Source organism: Exiguobacterium sp. KKBO11 (genome assembly GCF_001644945.1).
GTDB lineage: Bacteria > Bacillota > Bacilli > Exiguobacteriales > Exiguobacteriaceae > Exiguobacterium_A > Exiguobacterium_A abrahamii.
On the sequence record NZ_LUCU01000057.1, the window covers coordinates 60,223 to 74,956 of the forward strand.

Here is a 14,734-nt window from a genome sequence, read left to right on the forward strand (position 1 = left end):
GCTTATGAATCAGTTATACGATATAAACTTGCAAATTGCAAGTAATAAATATATGATTTTCTCATATTCAATTTTAAATAAGGAAAGGGGGAATTGGATGCTTGTTCGTTCGATGGAAGAGGAAGATCGTAGCACTGTGTTAGCCATCTATCGTCAAGGAGTAGAAGAAGGGAACGCGACGTTCGAAACGATGATTCATGAGCAAGAGTGGTGGACAACGCTGACGCAATCTGAACGATTCGTTCTAGAGCAAGGTGGAAAAGTGATTGGCTGGGCTAAACTGGGACGTGTTTCTGAACGTCATGTCTACCGTGGCGTTCGAGAAGTCAGTATATATCTGGAGCGTTCCGCTCGAGGACTCGGCGGTGGACGATTCTTAATGGAGGCGTTGATCACCTATGCGGACGCCAACGGGATATGGACGCTTCAATCACACATGTTCCCAGAAAACATCGCAAGCAGACGGCTGCATGAGCGACTTGGGTTCGAGCTAGTCGGTCGACGACGTGCCATCGCACAGCATCATGGTGTCTGGCGAGACACGTTGTTATTTGAGCGACGAAATGACCTCAGGTAATGAAGTGATGTTTACACGCTTGATTGTTCATTTCAAATCTTCTAGCATGACCTGCCTTCGCTGAAGCGAGGGTTTTTTAGTTTATCCGTCGATGGAAGAAGGAAAGTACTAAAGACGTATGATGTTACTTAAAATGACGGAGGAGGATGGATGGATGTTGCACGCCTTATTTTTAAACTGCACCTTAAAAGCATCACGTGAACCATCGAATACGGAGGCGCTGATCCGTGACGTGATTGCATATTGGAAACAAGAGGACGTCACTTCAGAAATTGTCCGGATCGTCGATCACCAAGTGGCGTTCGGCGTCACGGAAGACGAAGGCAACGGGGATGAATGGCCCGTGATTTTCGAAAAGGTGAAGCGGGCGGACATCGTTGTCATCGGAACACCGCTCTGGTTGGGTGAAAAAAGTAGTGTTGCGACGCAAGTCATTGAACGATTGTACGGAGGGAGCGGCCTGACGAACGATCTTGGACAAGCAATCTACTACAACAAGGTCGGTGGCGTCATCGTCACGGGGAATGAAGATGGAGCTAAACATGCGTCTGCTTCCATCTTGTACGGTCTGTCGCATATCGGCTTTACAATTCCGCCGAACGTCGATGCTTACTGGGTCGGTGAAGCGGGACCAGGACCATCGTACATCGAAGCAGGACGGAACAACGACTTTACGAAACGACACGCACAGTTTTTAGCTGCTAACCTATATCATTTTGCGAAGATGTTAAAGGAACATCCGATTCCAGCAGAAGGGAATGTGATGGAATGAAAAAACAACGTTTAACAGGGTACGGTGTCGCCACAATGTTCGCGATGAGTTTAATGCTTGCGGGTTGCGGAAACGACGAAGCGTCGACGGACAAGGTTGAAGAAGGATCAACGAATTCGAACACGACCGACGATACGATGCAAGACAAAGATACGGTAACGAAAAATGCCGACACGGATTATGGCTTCAACAGTCTGTCGATTGAAGCGGACGTTGAAGGGGATAACGATGCCATTGATATTAGTTATGATCGGGATAATGACGGAACGGAAGCGGAATATCGCTATAAAGGGGAGCAAAAGCAAGGAGACGACGCGATGACGGAACTCGACGCGAAGTTCAAGAACTTAAAGATTGATGCGGATACATCTGAAAAAGAGGTCATCAGTGAGGTTGAACGTGTGTTTGCGATCCAGGATGCTTCTCGCTTAGAGGTTGAAATCGAATTCTCAGACGGAACCGAAAAAGAATATAAAAAATAAACAACAGGTCTGCGCCCGTAAGGGGTGTAGACCTGTTGTCTTAGTGTAGCTTCACATGAGCGAGGACACCGTAATGATCGCTCGGTACAAGGTGATGCTGCAGTCGATGATTTCCGATCAGCTGGACGTGCTGTAAGGTCACCTGTGAAAGTGAACGCTGACAGAGTAACCAATCATATCGAACGGGGCTTGTGATGCCGTCATTCTTCCTTACGTACGGATTCGTCACGGAATCAAGCGTCGCGGCGGCAATTTGTCCTGTACGAGCGGCAAAACTACCGGCGAGATCGACCCATTCCTTAAGCGCAGCTTGATGCAGAATAGAGTTTGGACCATCATTAAAGTCACCGCCTAAGAACTCGATCGTCGTGTCATTCGTCTGTGAGGCAATCCATTCGTTGACGAATCGAAGTTGATCGAGTCGGATGTCTGAAGCACGCCAATTGAAATGAATGTTCGTCACGGCAAAACGAACACCGTCAATCGAAAACGGGATCCGAATCGCACAGTGGTGGTTGATGTTTGCTGTCGCAGCGGCACTCGAATCGGTTCGTTCAAACGGCAATTTCGTCAGAATGGCAAGTCCTTCGTCCGGTGAATCCATATAAGGATCCATCATCCAATACGGATAACCGGTCGCCTCTGCGAGGTGCTCAGCGATCGAGACGAATGGTTCATCCGGATGAAACGTCGACATGACTTCTTGCAGAAGGAGAACGTCCGGTTGGTGTTGCTTGATCTCCGCGCATAACGCCTCGAACCGTTTTTGTCGTTTGTGCGGGTGATGCCAGATGTTATATGTCGCAATCGACAATGAAAGACTCATTGCTGTAAGCCCATCAACACCGTATCGTAAAAGCAACCGTCCGATAATAACCGGTCATGACGCAGTCGTCCTTCTTCTTGAAATCCATGTCGCTGATAGAGGCGAATGGCGCCGAGGTTCGTCTCGACGACTTCGAGCTGAATTTTTTGCAGGGATTGCGCTTTTGCCCAAGCAATCATTCGTTCCAGCAGTTGGGTACCGATTCCTTGCCCCCAGTCGGATTGAAGTACACCGAGTCCAAATGATGCCTTGTGCGCGAAACGTTTTAAATGAAAACCACGACATCGGGCGTAGGCGATGAGTCGTCCATCGCGCTCGACGACGAGGATACGATCCGGAACCGAGGAATCGCGTAACTGATTTGCGAAATCCGTCGCGGTCATCACGTCCTCACCAGGCATTCGGTCGAAGTATTCCGTTTCCGCATCGAGTGTTTGGCGGAGTTCGGCGAGGGCTTCAGCGTCACTGAGTCGAGCCGGTCGAATCTGGTACCGTTGTGTATCGAACGAGTGGTGCATCGTCTGCATATGTAATCCTCCGTTCTAGATGGAATATGCTATCATTATGGCAGGGATGGTATCATTTGTAAATTTAAGGAGAGAAGAAATGAAAATTCAAACTGGAACGAAGGAAGATAGGACATTCATCCGCGAGCAATTGATTGCCTACAATCGGCAACATGTTCCTAAAGCCTTATATGAACAATCGGAAGAACTTTGTTTTACAGCATATAACGAGAAGGGCGAATGCATCGGAGGAATTACCGCGTCTTACGGTTGGCAACACATTCATGTCCAGTTCCTTTGGGTGAGCGATACAGCACGACAGGCAGGTGTCGGAACCCGCCTGCTGCAAGCAATCGAAGGATATGCGAAGGAAGCAAGGTGTACGAAAATTCTTTTGGACACGTTTGATTTTCAAGCACCAGACTTTTACCGCAAGCATGGTTATGTAGAGTATGGACGACTGACCGATCATCCATCGATTGGACAAACTCAATACTTCTTCGTCAAGCGGCTTTAACGACGGACATGGACAATCCATGCCGTCATATACGTGAGTGTTCCAACCGAGAGAATGAGAGCGATCGCATAGAACGGAAACGCTGGAAACAGTTGTAGTAACGGCTGTTCAAACAAGAAAGCAATCATTAGGACAGGAAGGCTGATCATAAAAGCGACGTACGCTGCGCGGGTCGCTTTACCGGTGATTTGTGCCTCACGTTCATCTGAGTCGGAAAATTCTGCTGTCGCAAATGAACGCGAACGGTCTTCTCGTAAAAAATAACTGACGATCGAAAGGGCGATTGAAATCATTAAGACTGGTATGACGCCCATTAAATTTAATTCCAGCGACAGGCCCGTACCGGATACAGGATCATCTTGAAATAGTTTCAGATTAGCATGAATCGCACTAATGAGATAAGCAGCTAAAAAGTAGAGACAACAATTAAGTAAAGATTGAGTGACGACACGTTTCATTTGGAATCCTCCTCTAATTGAAATAATTCCTCCACCGGTCGATCGAAGACGCGGGCAATCTGCATCGCGAGTAATAGCGATGGGGTATAGCTTCCTTTTTCAAGCGAGATGACGGTCTGGCGTGTCACGCCGATTCGTTCAGCGAACTGCTCTTGTGTCCACTTATGCTGTTGACGATATAGGCGGACATGGTTCGTCAGTTGCATCTGACGACCTCCTTTCCAGTTGTTTACATTGTAAAGTCTGTTTTACATTTTGTAAAGTGGACTTTACTTTTTAGACGTGAAAAAACCAATGCGTCGATTCGATGCATTGGTGTCGTCGTTCACGATGGACATTCGCTCTATCTTATTAAAGGGATGCGTCACCAGCGAACATCACATGACATGCGGCGTTATAATGACAGCTAGAAGACATGCGAACGTCGTAATGGTGTGATGACGACGTAAGGACAAGGGAAGCGAAATCAGCCCTGCGATTGTTACACCGGATAAGAACCACCCTAAAAGAAATTCCGAGTCAGGAGAAGCGACTGGAATGCTCAACAAGTAAGCTGTCGCGTACGGAAATAAGCCGATGGCATCTAACAGGATACCGCCAAAGACACCAATCAGCAGCAAGCCGATCGACAGACGAAATAGTGCGTTACGTTTAATCATATGCATGCTCCTATTCTGTTTGGTTGACGCAAGAAATCCTACTGTTGAGCCTATTCAATATGTTTCTACAAAAAGCGAGGGATTCCTTTCTGTTATCTATCCCTGAACTTTATCAAAAATCCTCGCTTCTGCACATCAATCGGAATATTCAGATAATTATCGGGTATTCTGTTGAAAACGCCATCGCCGATTCAGTGGAGAGGAGAAGAGAAGATGATGCCTGAACTGATACCGGATGACCGGGAGCTCGAACGAAGGATTCGGATCGTCCATCTGTTGCGAAAACTGGGGAAAACGGACGAAGCGATTGCCCGATCCTTGTATGTTTCGATCGAATGGGTTCAATCGATTTATGAAGAAGACGACTGGCAGCAAATGCAATCATCCTAAGGCAAGGACGTCTCGTCCTTGTTTTTTCGCGTGTTCCGGTATACTAAAACAAGCATCTTAAATCGAGAGGATGAAGTGAAATGAACGTTGCCATCATTGGAGCAGGAATCAGTGGTTTGTATCTCGCGACGCGTATGCAGGAGCTTGGACACGACGTGACGATTTATGAAGCACGCGACCGAATCGGCGGGAGAATTGAGACGGTCGATTTCAACTTAGCAGGACAAGCATATGCCTTTGATCTTGGACCGACTTGGTTTTGGCCGGACAGCGAACCACTGATGGTTGATTTGATCCATCGATTCGATTTACCGACACTGGAACAATATACGACGGGTGCGCTTCGACTTGAACGGGCTGACGGCATCGAGTCACATATGGTTGCGAATCAACCGACGGCGCTTCGCCTTCGTGACGGAATCCGCTCCGTTGCTACGGCACTTGCTGCACGACTCACACCGGGAACGATTCGACTCAAGTCTCCCGTCAGTCAGATTGATGTCACGAACCGGAGGGTCATCAGTTCAGGAAGGAAGAGTCAACCGTTCGATGAGATCGTTCTCGCACTACCACCACGTCTAGCGGCAAGACTATCGTATGTGCCAGCTTTACCTGAAGCAGTCCTGGATGAACTCGAATCATTACCGACCTGGATGGCGCAACAAGCGAAATGTCTGATTTTTTACGAGAAACCGTTTTGGTGTGATTCGGGCTGGTCCGGTCAGGCAATCAGCTGGACTGGGATGGTGCAAGAGATTCATGACGCTTCCCCACAAGACGGACCGGGAGCATTGTTCGGTTTTTTCCGGACACAAGCACGTGAACGACAGTTATTGACCGAGGCGGAAATCAAGGAAACCGTACTCGCGCAGCTGGTTCGTCTGTTCGGTGAACAAGCGCGTCAGTCGATTGATTGGGCATATAAAGACTGGTCGACGGATAGTTGGACAGCAACACGAGCCGATGCAGCACCGCTCGTGGATTTCCCGGCATATCATGCCATCAATCTCGGAGTGGAGCATGCAGCGATTTCACTGATTGGGACAGAGACCGATCCGAGTCATGGTGGACACTTAGAAGGGGCCATACGATCCGTTGAACGCTATTTAGAAAAGAGAGGAGTAAAAAAATGATCAAGACGCTACATTATGATGTGTTTACATCGACGCCAGGAAGCGGTAATCCAGCTGGGGTCGTCTTAGACGCCGATCAATTGACTGAGTCGGAAATGCAACGAATCGCGCGTACGAATGGCTTTACCGAGACGACGTTCGTCCTGTCATCCGACCAAGCGGACTACCGCATGCGCTACTTTGCACCGGAACGGGAAATGGATTTATGCGGTCATGGTACGATCGCTGCATTAACGGCACTCGATTCAAAAATTAGTTTATCTCCAACATGTCAGATCGAGACAAAGTCAGGCATCTTGCCTGTGATGCGTTTAGCGAACGGAATGTTTCGCTTGCAACAAGGACAACCTCGATTACATCAGTTTGACGGTGACATAAAGCAAGTTCTAGCCGCGATTGGTCTCGAATTGAAACATCTCGATGACCGATGGCCAATCGTATACGGCAGTACTGGGAACTGGACACTGATCCTCCCCATTCGTCGACTTGAGGACTTCCACCGGATGATGCCGGATAACCAACGCTTTGCCACCGTGTTGACCGACTTCCCACAAGCCTCGATTCATCCGATTTGTCTCGATACATATAACCGACAAGCGACGATGCGCGGACGTCACTTCTCAGCAACGGGAGCAGGAAGCATCGAAGATCCGGTTACGGGAACGGCGAGTGGTGTGATGGGCGTCTACTACCGAAAATTCATCCAGCCACTTGAAACGGAAACTGCGATCATCGTCGAACAAGGACACGAGATGGGTCGACCCGGTCAGGTCGGAATCCGTATTTCTGGCGAAGGTCTTGATCACAGCAAATGGAAAGTCGAGATGGACGGGCAAGCCGTCTTTGTCGGCGTCAAGAGAGTGGGAGAGGAAGAGGCAGATGTTAAAACATTTCATTTGGGATTTTGACGGCACCTTGTTTGATACGTATCCGGTGTTAGTCGATGTGTTCGTGGAATTACTCAAGCGTGAGGGGCGAACGGTCGAACGCGAGCAAGTAGCAGAGCTGATGGCGATCTCGGCAAAAACGACGTATGAGGCGTTTGGTGTGTCCGAAGCGTTCATTCTGAACTACAAGCAACAAAAGATGATCATCGAACAAGAACAGTCTGAACCGTTTCTCGGAATCCGTGAACTGCTAGAGGCGTTATCGACGAGAGGTGCGACGCATCATATCGTCACCCATCGCGGAACATCGATTCATGCGTTGCTTGCAAAACATGGGATGACGCATCATTTTCAAGACGTGTTGACAGCACCGGATGGATTCGCCCGAAAACCGGATCCGGAAGCTGTCACGTACTTGATCGATCGGCACCAGATGGCACGAGACGAGACGATCATGATTGGAGACCGGGAACTCGACGTCTTAGCCGGACATCGTGCCGGTATCAAGACGTGTTTGATAAGCGAACATACAAGTCAGACCGTTGCGACGTATATCGTACCGTCGATCAATCGATTAAAGGAATTGTTACTGACATAAAAACAGCCCCGCTTCCAGTGATGGAAACGGGGCTGTTTTTTAAGAAGACAATCGATCTGCTTCGGTTGCTTCAGCGCGTGGTGCACGCCAGAAATACGTCAGTAAAATGCCGACTGCGAGCATGACTGTCGCAAAATAAAACGGATAGTTCAAATTGACGTCAAACAGTAGTCCACCAACGATCGGTCCGAGAATGTTGCCGATGCTCGTAAACATCGAGTTCATTCCGCCGACGAATCCCTGTTCATTTCCGGCAATCTTCGAAAGATAGGTCGTGACAGCGGGGCGCATCAAGTCGAAACCGACGAAGACGACCATCGTCACGAGAATGATTGAGAGATAGTTCGTCACGAACGTCATCAAGACGACGAGCAGTGTCGAACCGATCAAGCTGTACCGGATCAAGCGAATCTCACCGAACCAGCGCGTCAAACGATCGAACAGTCCCACTTGGACGATGACGCCGACGATCGCACCGAGAGAAATCGCAAGCGCAATGTCCTTCGCCGTGAAGCCGAACTTCCGGTCGACGAACAAGGCGAACAACGACTCAAACGAGGCGAGACCGAACGATGAGATCAATAGGACAAGAAAAGCGATGAAATAGAGCGGACTGAAGACTTTCCGGAAACCCGTCTGTTGTTTGACCGTCGTTGTCTCGTAATGACGTTCCGGTTCCTTAAGCGTAAAGACGGATAACACCATCGCTGTTAAACCGAACGCAGCAGCAAAGAAGAACGGCGTCCGCGAGCCAAGGTCAGCGAGGAACCCACCGATACCCGGTCCGATGATGAAACCGGTCGAGATGGCAGCAGACATATATCCGAGCGCTTTCGGACGAGTCTCGTTCGTCGTGATATCAGCGATGAATGCCGTGACGGCTGGCATGATGAAAGCCGCACTGACACCACCGAGAATCCGTGACGCGAACAGGACTTCGACGCTTTGACCGAGACCGAATAAGAGCTCGGACATACTGAAGATGAACAAACCGATGATGATCATCGGTTTACGTCCGTACTTATCGACGGCACGTCCCGCGAGTGGTGACAGAATCAGTTGCGCAAAGGCGAAGGCGGAAACCATGTAACCGACCGTCGCTCCCGAGATGTTCAACTCGTTCATGATCGTCGGTGTGACGGGAATGACGAGTCCAATGCCTAAAAAGGCGATGAATAAGTTGAGCAGGAGTGTACTTAAAATCAATGTATTGTTTTGCATAGTTCACCTCAATAGAATTAAATCGTTTTTGACATACCGCGCCAGACGATCGGCCAGACAGCTTGCTGTCGAGCGTGAAACGCTTCGACACCGTTGTAGACGAGTTCCGTCAGCGTACCTTCCGCAACCGTCAGATAGGCGAGAGCGGCACTTTTGTAATCCGTCGAATAGAGAATCTGTTCCGTTCGGTCTCGTTCGCGTAGTAATCGCGTTAATAGATCGTGCAGTGAATCGAAAAACGGATTGAAGCGGTCCGTCATTTCTTGTTCGAGCTTCTCCGGTGGAAAATAGGCAGCCCGAAGGATGAATCGCATCAGGATATCGTCTTGCTGTTCCGAAATGAACCAATCGAAGAAGCCGTGCAGCGATTGCTCAAGCGGCTGCTGCCGCGTACTCGTGAAATACGTCGCAAAGCGGCGCTTTTGTTCTTGCAAGGCGTACGTCGTCGCTTGCAGGAACAGGTCGTCCTTCCCTTTATAGTGCGCATAGATCGATGGCTTTTTTATGCCAACCTCTGTCGCGATCTCTTGCAACGATGCCCCTTCATAGCCGTGCGCAGCAAAATGATGGATGCTCGTCTGTAACAATTGTTGGGCTTTCAGATGAATCACCTTCCTAACGGTCGTTAGGTAACACTGTAACAGCAAATTTCAAATGTAGTCAATCAGATTGTCTTACCGCACAAAAAAACTGACTCCGCGAAGGCGGAATCAGTTATGGAAGAATCATTATTTATTCATGACACGACCGCGTGTTGCGACGCGTGAGCCGACGATTCCTGCGAATGACGTGAAGATAAGAGTCAGAAGCAGTCCGACGAACGCCCAGATTGAAACTTTTGACGCCGTTTGTGTCGCTTGTTCTGTTTGCTCGCGGACATCTTGGACCGTTTTCTTGAGGTCAGCGGATGTTTCATCAAGCGTTTGTTTCGCAGTCTCAATTTGTTGCGTCGTTTCTTTTGTTGCCGTGTTGAGACCATCAACGATGTTTTGCGTCGCTTCTTCCGCTTCAGCACCTGTCAAATCGGTGTTTTTCGCAACAGCATCAGCGATTTTATCTTCATCGACTGATTTCTCGATTTTTTCAGCTCGTGCTGTCAACGAATCACCGAGATCCTGGACGATCGTATCGAAGTTCTCTGGTTTCGTGATCGCTTCCTTACCAGCAGCCGTGACGTCTTCTTGAACAGCGTCAAGTTCGTTCTGCAAGTAACCTGGTTGCAATTCTTTGATGTCCGTATCTTTTAAGATTTCGTCGACGTTCCCTTCAAGTTCTTTCGTATCAACTTGTGACACGTTTTTCGTAATCGAATCGAATCCTTTCGTCGCAGCGTCTTGCGCCGTCGAAGCAACGGATCCGATGCCGTTACCAGCCGCACCACCGACCGTACCGAGTAGTGAGCCGACCGATTGTAACGTATTGACCGTCGTGAACGTCAAGAGAGCGAACAGTAGGATGACGCTCGTCGACCATGTCAAGAAACCGTGGACGAGACCGGCACGTGCCGACGTCACACCGGAGACGAATCCGGCAACGAATAGCGAGATGAGCAATGAAAGGATTGCCCAGATGATCAAGCCGGTTCCGACACCATCGAACGGGTTATTCGACGTGACGTCCGTGACGCCGAGTCCGATTGCTGAACCGATTAAACTAAATAAGATCAATAAAGATAGAAATGATACCACACCTGCAAAAATCGAGCTCCATGAGATGTTACGACCTGCTCCGTCCGCTTCCGCTCGGAAATGCGACGAAAAGCCTCTGTTTGTTTTTTCCATACTAAGCACTACCTCTCCCCAAATTGGTCTTTCAAGTTTGAGATGTTCATGAATGTAAAAGCTTCATCTCAAGTTTCTTACGCGCATAGCTCTTATATAACCGCTAAATAAGTAAGAGAAACCTAGTATTACAGTTACATGATTAATGGTCGTCTGAACTTCAACGAAGTGATATTGGTTGCGTTTGAAGAAAAAGCATCGTACACTCTTATCAAGTGTCACGTTATACTGTACAGTTTAAAATCAAAAGGAGGTGATCCCCCGCTTCTAGGGGGATACAAGTTGGACATCGTCTTAACACTGAATTTGTTGTTGCTCGTCGTATTGATTGGTTTGACTGCGTTTTTCGTCGGTTCGGAATTTGCTGTCGTCAAAGTCCGGATGTCACGTCTCGACCAGATGGTGCAAGAAGGAAAAAAGGGAGCAGTACTTGCGAAGAAGGTCGCAGGAGATCTGGATTATTACTTGTCGGCCTGTCAGCTTGGTATTACGATCACTGCACTTGGTCTTGGTGCACTCGGAAAACCGACCGTCGAGAAATTGTTGACACCGGTCTTTGATGAACTCGGTGTCGCCGTTGCGCTCTCAACGCTTCTCTCATACAGTATCGCTTTCATCTTCGTCACGTTTCTCCACGTCGTCATCGGAGAACTCGCACCGAAGACGCTCGCGATCCAGTATGCGGAACGGATGACGTTATTACTGGCGCCGTCACTCTATGTATTCGGAAAAGTCATGTATCCATTCATCTGGATCATGAACGGTTCGGCCCGTGTCCTCTTGCGGATGTTCGGTGTGAAACCAGCCGGTCACGAACAAGCCCATTCCGAAGAAGAGTTGAAGATCATCATGGCTCAAAGTTTTCAAAGTGGTGAGATCAATCAATCGGAACTCGCCTTGATGCAAAACGTCTTTGCGTTTGATGAGCGTGTCACACGTGACATCATGGTGCCACGGATGAACATGATGGTCATTTCGGACGAGATGAGTTGGGAAAATCTATTACAGACGATGTCTGACAATCCGTATACACGTTACCCGGTCAGTGAAGGAACGGATAAGGACCGGATTAGTGGTTATATCAACGTCAAGGAAGTGCTCGCCCATCACGCGGTACAAGACGAACGAGAACTTGCATCGTTCCTTAAACCGTTGCCGGTCGTTTCGGAATTGACACCGCTGCAAGAAACACTCTTGAAGATGAAGCAGACAAGGTCACACATCGCTCTCGTCATCGACGAGTATGGTGGGACATCCGGTTTGATCACGATGGAGGATATTTTGGAGGAAATCGTCGGTGATATCCGTGATGAATTCGATGAAGCGGAGCAAGCCGAGATCGAACAGTTACCGGACGGCTCGTACCGCTTAGCGGGTACTGTCCTATTAGTTGAAATCGAAGAACGATTTGGTCTTCGATTCACTGAAGCAGAGGCGGTCGACACGATCGGTGGATATATCCAATCACGGACGGCTGCTTTTGAAGAGGGAACGATCGTCACAGATGAGGCGTTTACGCTTGAGATCTTGCGTTCTGCCCAATATCAGATTCAGGATGTCAAGTTGACCTTGCCGTCAAGCTAACAGAAAGACCCGTTTTGCTTAGTAGTTCAATCTACTAAGCAGACGGGTCTTCTTTATTGAGCGGAGGGGAGATTGGATTCGGTTGACGGTAACTGTTCCTTCAAATACAGAGAAAAAGCTTCTTCCGATAAAGGACGAGCATAGTAATACCCCTGACCGATGTGACAGCCGACGGATTTAAGATACAAGTGCTGCGCCTCGTTTTCGACACCTTCTGCGATCATCGTCAGACCAATCGTTTGTCCCATTGCGATGATATGTGGGAGTAAAGCAGCTCCACCCGTTGTTTCCGGACAATCGTCTACGAATGATTTATCAATCTTCAGCGCATGAACTGGCAGTTGATGCAGGATGGATAAAGAAGAGAAACCGGTTCCGAAGTCATCGATGGCACAGTGAATTCCCTGATCGCGCAACGAATGTAACATCTTGCTGCTATCTGTGACGTCTTGTAAGACGCTCTCGGTAATTTCGAGTTCCAGATAAGCTGGAGATAAGTTCGTCTCAGACAAGGTCTCTTCAATCATGTTTAGGAAATGTTGATCCTTGAACTGGGGAACGGAGATGTTGACGGCGACGATTAGCGGATAGCCTTGCTCATGCCAGTCAAATGTTCTGCGGCATGCCGTCTTTAGAATCCAGCGTCCGAGAGCGATGATATGACCGCTCTCTTCAGCGATCGAGATGAATTCGACGGGAGAAATCAAACCAAAGACTGGATGATGCCAGCGAACGAGTGCTTCCATACCGATCGGACGGTTCGTCTTCAGATCGACTTTTGGCTGATAGACCAGTTGGAATTGATCGTTCTCGATCGCTGCCGGCATATCCATTTCTAGCTGGATCTTCCGATTGAACCATTGGTGGAGTCGTTCATCATACCGGACGCAGTGCATCGGTCCTTGTTGTTTCGCTTGAAGAAGTGCCGTATCAAGACAAGGAAGAATGTCCTGGTGCAAGGAAGTGTCTTCGACGAGACAACTACCAGCATGGATGGTGACTTGAATCGAATATCCGCGAATTCGGAACGGGCGCTCGAATTGGTGTAATAAAGCCTGTTCAAAAGCGGTCAACGAATCATTTGTCGCGTATGGAAGGATGAGCGCGAACTCATCCCCACCGATTCGGTAGATTTCCAGGTCATCGTGACGCAACAGCCGAAGTCGATTCGCGGTCTCGACCAACACACGATCTCCCGTCGCATGCCCCATCGTATCATTGACGATCGTCAAACGATGTAAATCAAGCGAGACGGCCGCAAAAGAACGCGGTAAGTCGTTCGTAAGCCGTTCGATGAAGTGTTGGCGATTCGCGAGCTGTGTCAGCGAATCGTGGTAAGCGATGAATGAGACTTCGTTTAGCAATCGATTGTTGCTACGTAACGTAAAGATTTGCCGACCGAGAACAAGAGAGAACAAGAGCAGCCAACCGCTCGATAGAATATTGAGGTACCAGTCATAAGTCGATAAGACGAACCCTGTCAGTAAACCGATGCTGACATAAGGCAAGATGAAATCGCGTTCCGTTACCGTTCGCTGAGAACGAAAGAGTCGTTCTTGTTGCGGATGCTGTCTTCCTTCTAAATGACCACTCCATCCGATGGACAGAAGCGCGATGACCCAGAAAACATCGACGAGATGTTCGAGAAACGGACTGTTGTTAAACGTAAAGACGGTAAGCATGACATCACCGCACACTTGAAACAAAAAACCAACGACGAGAAAACGGTGATGCGGTTTTCCTTGGTTATAACGAACATGGTAGTACAAAATCGCACTGAAAAAGAGGAGTAACACATCAGCAATGAGAAATCCGAAGGTGGAGATCGTTCGCTCGAGCGAGGGATTCAGGATCTCAAAATAGGGTTGCAATAAATAATAGTCGCTCATGACGAAAGCCGTCGTCATGAACACGACTAAATTGAAGATGTAGTTCTTATTCGTGAAGTTCAATCCGATGCTACGCATCTTCGTGATTAGCGCTAAGACATAGCTGAAATAAGACGAACACCAAAGAATGGTTGAGGCAATCGGTGCATCGACCCGTCCGTCTGCCAATTGAAGGAACAGCCATAGACCATTCCCGAGGACGTGTAATAGAAGACCCGCGAACAAGAAACTTAGAAAACGGAGGTGTGGATTGCGCTGTTCAATGCGTGCGCGAATCATCCAATAGGCGGCAATCAGACCCGCCATCATATGAAAGACGTTGATTCCAATCAAGTGTGCCCACTCTTCAGCAGGTCCAAAACGAATCCAACCATAGAAAACCAGGAATACAGGAAAGACGATGAAAGAGAAGTAACGCCACATGAGTTGAACGGACCTCCTTAAGTTAAAAAGC

18 protein-coding genes are annotated in these 14,734 nt (G+C 48.5%); 9 read left to right on the forward strand and 9 right to left on the reverse strand.

From position 1 onward, the window contains the following. The first annotated feature begins 97 nt into the window (after positions 1 to 97). From AYO36_RS15540 to AYO36_RS15550, 3 genes are all read left to right on the forward strand, one after another. Positions 98 to 577, forward strand: a complete 480-nt coding sequence (locus AYO36_RS15540) for a GNAT family N-acetyltransferase (RefSeq protein WP_064300953.1) — start codon at positions 98 to 100, stop codon at positions 575 to 577. Positions 578 to 731: 154 nt separating this feature from the next. Continuing rightward, complete coding sequence (locus tag AYO36_RS15545) at positions 732 to 1,349, forward strand: flavodoxin family protein (protein ID WP_055968026.1); 618 nt, start codon at positions 732 to 734, stop codon at positions 1,347 to 1,349. Beyond that, positions 1,346 to 1,831 (forward strand): YusW family protein, encoded by a 486-nt coding sequence (locus tag AYO36_RS15550; protein ID WP_064300954.1) that lies wholly within the window; start codon positions 1,346 to 1,348, stop codon positions 1,829 to 1,831. The genes AYO36_RS15545 and AYO36_RS15550 overlap by 4 nt, the downstream gene beginning before the upstream one ends. A gap of 40 nt (positions 1,832 to 1,871) precedes the next feature. Here AYO36_RS15550 and AYO36_RS15555 read toward each other — a convergent pair whose 3' ends face one another. Further along, positions 1,872 to 2,657 (reverse strand): endonuclease/exonuclease/phosphatase family protein, encoded by a 786-nt coding sequence (locus tag AYO36_RS15555; protein WP_064300955.1) that lies wholly within the window; start codon positions 2,655 to 2,657, stop codon positions 1,872 to 1,874. Beyond that, a complete protein-coding gene (locus AYO36_RS15560) occupies positions 2,654 to 3,184 on the reverse strand; it encodes a GNAT family N-acetyltransferase (RefSeq protein ID WP_064300956.1) in 531 nt (176 codons plus the stop codon). Before AYO36_RS15560 ends, AYO36_RS15555 begins: the two co-directional genes overlap by 4 nt. 79 nt (positions 3,185 to 3,263) lie before the next feature. Here AYO36_RS15560 and AYO36_RS15565 point away from each other — a divergent pair, with 79 nt between their 5' ends. Then, the gene (locus AYO36_RS15565) at positions 3,264 to 3,680 is read left to right on the forward strand and encodes a GNAT family N-acetyltransferase (RefSeq protein ID WP_064300957.1); all 417 of its coding nucleotides are present in this window, start codon (positions 3,264 to 3,266) and stop codon (positions 3,678 to 3,680) included. Here AYO36_RS15565 and AYO36_RS15570 read toward each other — a convergent pair. The 3 genes from AYO36_RS15570 to AYO36_RS15580 all read right to left on the reverse strand — a co-directional run bounded on the left by AYO36_RS15570 (position 3,677) and on the right by AYO36_RS15580 (position 4,797). Continuing rightward, on the reverse strand, positions 3,677 to 4,138 hold the full coding sequence (locus tag AYO36_RS15570) for a DUF2178 domain-containing protein (protein ID WP_064300958.1): 462 nt from the start codon (positions 4,136 to 4,138) through the stop codon (positions 3,677 to 3,679). The two genes, AYO36_RS15565 and AYO36_RS15570, sit on opposite strands and share 4 nt — an antisense overlap. After that, entirely contained in the window at positions 4,135 to 4,344 is a 210-nt protein-coding gene (locus tag AYO36_RS15575) for a helix-turn-helix transcriptional regulator (protein WP_064300959.1), read from the reverse strand. Before AYO36_RS15575 ends, AYO36_RS15570 begins: the two co-directional genes overlap by 4 nt. Positions 4,345 to 4,515: 171 nt before the next feature. Further along, positions 4,516 to 4,797 (reverse strand): hypothetical protein, encoded by a 282-nt coding sequence (locus AYO36_RS15580; protein ID WP_064300960.1) that lies wholly within the window; start codon positions 4,795 to 4,797, stop codon positions 4,516 to 4,518. 213 nt (positions 4,798 to 5,010) lie between these two features. Between AYO36_RS15580 and AYO36_RS16970 the strand changes: the two genes are divergently transcribed. From AYO36_RS16970 to AYO36_RS15595, 4 genes are all read left to right on the forward strand, one after another. After that, positions 5,011 to 5,187 (forward strand): hypothetical protein, encoded by a 177-nt coding sequence (locus AYO36_RS16970; RefSeq protein ID WP_169738094.1) that lies wholly within the window; start codon positions 5,011 to 5,013, stop codon positions 5,185 to 5,187. An 80-nt stretch (positions 5,188 to 5,267) separates the two neighbouring features. After that, the gene (locus tag AYO36_RS15585; RefSeq protein ID WP_064300961.1) at positions 5,268 to 6,320 is read left to right on the forward strand and encodes a flavin monoamine oxidase family protein; all 1,053 of its coding nucleotides are present in this window, start codon (positions 5,268 to 5,270) and stop codon (positions 6,318 to 6,320) included. Next, positions 6,317 to 7,228: a PhzF family phenazine biosynthesis protein gene (locus AYO36_RS15590; RefSeq protein ID WP_064300962.1), complete on the forward strand. Its 912-nt coding sequence runs from the start codon at positions 6,317 to 6,319 to the stop codon at positions 7,226 to 7,228. The genes AYO36_RS15585 and AYO36_RS15590 overlap by 4 nt, the downstream gene beginning before the upstream one ends. Next, positions 7,200 to 7,805 carry an HAD-IA family hydrolase gene (locus AYO36_RS15595; RefSeq protein WP_064300963.1) on the forward strand — a complete coding sequence of 202 codons (606 nt, stop codon included), beginning with the start codon at positions 7,200 to 7,202 and terminating at the stop codon, positions 7,803 to 7,805. Before AYO36_RS15590 ends, AYO36_RS15595 begins: the two co-directional genes overlap by 29 nt. A gap of 39 nt (positions 7,806 to 7,844) precedes the next feature. On the opposite strand, the gene AYO36_RS15600 is transcribed toward AYO36_RS15595, so the two are convergent. The 3 genes from AYO36_RS15600 to AYO36_RS15610 all read right to left on the reverse strand — a co-directional run bounded on the left by AYO36_RS15600 (position 7,845) and on the right by AYO36_RS15610 (position 10,807). After that, the gene (locus tag AYO36_RS15600) at positions 7,845 to 9,026 is read right to left on the reverse strand and encodes an MFS transporter (RefSeq protein ID WP_058265930.1); all 1,182 of its coding nucleotides are present in this window, start codon (positions 9,024 to 9,026) and stop codon (positions 7,845 to 7,847) included. Positions 9,027 to 9,043: 17 nt separating this feature from the next. Then, complete coding sequence (locus tag AYO36_RS15605) at positions 9,044 to 9,637, reverse strand: TetR/AcrR family transcriptional regulator (protein WP_231884734.1); 594 nt, start codon at positions 9,635 to 9,637, stop codon at positions 9,044 to 9,046. A gap of 117 nt (positions 9,638 to 9,754) precedes the next feature. Further along, a complete protein-coding gene (locus AYO36_RS15610) occupies positions 9,755 to 10,807 on the reverse strand; it encodes a YrzE family protein (RefSeq protein ID WP_050677910.1) in 1,053 nt (350 codons plus the stop codon). Between the two features lie 282 nt (positions 10,808 to 11,089). Here AYO36_RS15610 and AYO36_RS15615 point away from each other — a divergent pair, with 282 nt between their 5' ends. Further along, positions 11,090 to 12,391 carry a hemolysin family protein gene (locus AYO36_RS15615; RefSeq protein ID WP_047395248.1) on the forward strand — a complete coding sequence of 434 codons (1,302 nt, stop codon included), beginning with the start codon at positions 11,090 to 11,092 and terminating at the stop codon, positions 12,389 to 12,391. Positions 12,392 to 12,444: 53 nt separating this feature from the next. On the opposite strand, the gene AYO36_RS15620 is transcribed toward AYO36_RS15615, so the two are convergent. Then, positions 12,445 to 14,703 (reverse strand): putative bifunctional diguanylate cyclase/phosphodiesterase, encoded by a 2,259-nt coding sequence (locus AYO36_RS15620; RefSeq protein ID WP_064300964.1) that lies wholly within the window; start codon positions 14,701 to 14,703, stop codon positions 12,445 to 12,447. Between the last annotated feature and the right edge of the window lie 31 nt (positions 14,704 to 14,734).

Bases quoted from the DNA above. Each gene is read 5' to 3' on its own strand.
- AYO36_RS15540 (WP_064300953.1), top strand. From the start codon at position 98: ATGCTTGTTCGTTCGATGGAAGAGGAAGATCGTAGCACTGTGTTAGCC.
- AYO36_RS15545 (WP_055968026.1), top strand. From the start codon at position 732: ATGTTGCACGCCTTATTTTTAAACTGCACCTTAAAAGCATCACGTGAA.
- AYO36_RS15550 (WP_064300954.1), top strand. From the start codon at position 1,346: ATGAAAAAACAACGTTTAACAGGGTACGGTGTCGCCACAATGTTCGCG.
- AYO36_RS15555 (WP_064300955.1), bottom strand. From the start codon at position 2,657: ATGAGTCTTTCATTGTCGATTGCGACATATAACATCTGGCATCACCCG.
- AYO36_RS15560 (WP_064300956.1), bottom strand. From the start codon at position 3,184: ATGCAGACGATGCACCACTCGTTCGATACACAACGGTACCAGATTCGA.
- AYO36_RS15565 (WP_064300957.1), top strand. From the start codon at position 3,264: ATGAAAATTCAAACTGGAACGAAGGAAGATAGGACATTCATCCGCGAG.
- AYO36_RS15570 (WP_064300958.1), bottom strand. From the start codon at position 4,138: ATGAAACGTGTCGTCACTCAATCTTTACTTAATTGTTGTCTCTACTTT.
- AYO36_RS15575 (WP_064300959.1), bottom strand. From the start codon at position 4,344: ATGCAACTGACGAACCATGTCCGCCTATATCGTCAACAGCATAAGTGG.
- AYO36_RS15580 (WP_064300960.1), bottom strand. From the start codon at position 4,797: ATGATTAAACGTAACGCACTATTTCGTCTGTCGATCGGCTTGCTGCTG.
- AYO36_RS16970 (WP_169738094.1), top strand. From the start codon at position 5,011: ATGATGCCTGAACTGATACCGGATGACCGGGAGCTCGAACGAAGGATT.
- AYO36_RS15585 (WP_064300961.1), top strand. From the start codon at position 5,268: ATGAACGTTGCCATCATTGGAGCAGGAATCAGTGGTTTGTATCTCGCG.
- AYO36_RS15590 (WP_064300962.1), top strand. From the start codon at position 6,317: ATGATCAAGACGCTACATTATGATGTGTTTACATCGACGCCAGGAAGC.
- AYO36_RS15595 (WP_064300963.1), top strand. From the start codon at position 7,200: ATGTTAAAACATTTCATTTGGGATTTTGACGGCACCTTGTTTGATACG.
- AYO36_RS15600 (WP_058265930.1), bottom strand. From the start codon at position 9,026: ATGCAAAACAATACATTGATTTTAAGTACACTCCTGCTCAACTTATTC.
- AYO36_RS15610 (WP_050677910.1), bottom strand. From the start codon at position 10,807: ATGGAAAAAACAAACAGAGGCTTTTCGTCGCATTTCCGAGCGGAAGCG.
- AYO36_RS15620 (WP_064300964.1), bottom strand. From the start codon at position 14,703: ATGTGGCGTTACTTCTCTTTCATCGTCTTTCCTGTATTCCTGGTTTTC.